Source organism: Lentilactobacillus hilgardii DSM 20176 = ATCC 8290 (genome assembly GCF_000159315.1).
Lineage (GTDB): Bacteria > Bacillota > Bacilli > Lactobacillales > Lactobacillaceae > Lentilactobacillus > Lentilactobacillus hilgardii.
This window is the reverse complement of the sequence record NZ_GG670002.1, coordinates 1-2,040: the sequence shown is the minus strand read 5'-3', so window position 1 is coordinate 2,040 and position 2,040 is coordinate 1. Positions and strand designations below refer to the sequence as shown.

General features: G+C 39.2%; 3 protein-coding genes. All 3 read right to left on the bottom strand.

The genetic code is table 11. From position 1 onward, the window contains the following. Nucleotides 1–134: 134 nt before the first annotated feature. Complete coding sequence (trxA, locus tag HMPREF0519_RS12590; RefSeq protein WP_003557569.1) at nt 135–473, bottom strand: thioredoxin; 339 nt, start codon at nt 471–473, stop codon at nt 135–137. Beyond that, nucleotides 448–1,209, bottom strand: a complete 762-nt coding sequence (locus tag HMPREF0519_RS12585) for a TerC family protein (protein WP_003557568.1) — start codon at nt 1,207–1,209, stop codon at nt 448–450. Before HMPREF0519_RS12585 ends, trxA begins: the two co-directional genes overlap by 26 nt. 117 nt (nt 1,210–1,326) lie before the next feature. Next, nucleotides 1,327–1,941 carry a glycoside hydrolase family 73 protein gene (locus tag HMPREF0519_RS12580; RefSeq protein ID WP_003636775.1) on the bottom strand — a complete coding sequence of 205 codons (615 nt, stop codon included), beginning with the start codon at nt 1,939–1,941 and terminating at the stop codon, nt 1,327–1,329. Nucleotides 1,942–2,040: the final 99 nt, after the last annotated feature.

Genomic DNA, 2,040 nt, shown 5'->3' with positions numbered 1-2,040 from the left:
ACTCCGAACATTAATCGCTTTGTTCCACACACTGTTCTAGGACTGCTCCTCAAAGCAGCACCACTCCTTATAAGGGATCGATTTGAAAAATCCAAACCCTGGATCCTCCAAATCGACGCCTTATACTCTGGGTGCTAATCGCTTTGTTCCACACACTGTTCTTTAATCTTCTTATTAAAATAATTGGCTAATTTTTCTTTTGGATAAACGCCCGAGACCTTTTCGGTTGCTTTACCATCTTTAAAGATGACCAAACTGGGTACGCTTAGGACATGATACTGCTCAGCAACATCCTGGTTGCCATCCACGTTCATTCGCCCAAAATGAATTTGATCACCGTATTCTTTTTCCAAGTCAGCCAAAATGGGATCCAAAATTTTGCAGGGACCACACCATGGTGCCCAAAAATCGATTACCGTTAGTTTATTATTGGTTTCAGATTGAAGGTTATTCTTCGTTATCTCTACGCTCATCAGATTTTTTTCGATCCTTTCGTACATAATGAATGATTAACGTAATAATCACGGCAGCAATGACAATAACACCAAATAGCGGCGCTGGAATCTCGATATCAATCATTGGGATTGACAACAACAGCTTCAAAGCAATAATGCCAATCAGAACGTAAGCCATCGGTTGCAATTCGGGAATTTTGCTCATTAATTTCATGATAACCTCAGCAACGCCTCGCATTGCTAAAATCCCGATCATCCCACCAATTAAAACAATGACCGGATTAGGCGAAATAGCTAAAGAAGCCAATACCGAATCAACAGAGAACACCACATCCATGAATTCAATTTGGAGAACCACTGACCAAAATAGTGAAATGCGGTGTTTCTTTTGATTAGCCAGTTTTTTAGTTCGAACAACTTTTGTTTTTCGGAAAAAGGAATAAACCAGATAAAGCAGATACAAAGATCCAATGACTTTAATTTCCCAAAAATGGATCAGGTAGGTTCCAAGCCCAATGATCAGAAATCTGAACAAGTAGGCGCCCCACAGTCCGTAGAACAGCGATTTTTCCCGCTGAACTTTCGTAGGTAAAGCTTGTGTTTGTGCGGCTAATACCACTGCATTATCCACTGAAAGCAAGCATTCAATGGTCACCAATGATAAGATGATCAACCAATCACTTCCACTGGTAATAACCGTACTCCAATTATGTGCATCAAAAAACGGGCCGTATAAGTTTAAAACCCAATCCAACAATTTGGCAATTCCTCCTCATTTTTCAAGCTCTCAGCTCATTAAATGACTAGCCTCAATACTCTCCGCTTCATAGATTATATTATTTTTTGAATAACGGCAATAGCCAACTTCAAATTAATTGTCATTGAGCGCTTTCAAATCATAACGTCCCAATTTATATTTCACAATCAAATGATTCAATTTCTGAGCATAATGTGGATCAGTTGCATACCCATTCTTCTGTAATAATCGCGTTGTCTTCCGATAGCTAAGGACATTCTTCTGTCTAACAAATTTTCGATGAACCAACTGATTATGATCCATAATAGCTGCCTGTAAATTCGGATACTTGCGAAACCTGGCTAACACGCTAATGGTCTTTCCTTTTTCAACTTCATGAGTGTAAAACGTCATCGATTGCCCCTGATAACTCCCTTTAATACCAAACGGATTCTTCGCTAATTTATAAAGTTCAGACGTTCCATATTGAGACTCCAGAATTGCTTGAGCAATGACAACGCTGGGGAGAACAACCCGATTTTTCTCAAAATTAATGACTGCCGGAGTCGAAATTTTGTTTATAAATCTGTTTCTTTGCTTAATCGTGATGTGTTTCTGATTGGATTGCGTCATTCTGGGAATCTGAGTTTCATTTTCAAGATGCCTGTGATTTCTCACAATAACTCCGGTCAAAATAACCGTAACCGTCACTAACAATAAAAGAAAGGCCCACCAAATTTTTTTGCGCAACTGCTGCTCATCTCACTTTGATTAGTCAATTTTTAGTTTTAGGGTGCTAACCGCTTTGACTCACACACTTATAAGGACTGCTCCCCAAAGCAACGTTTT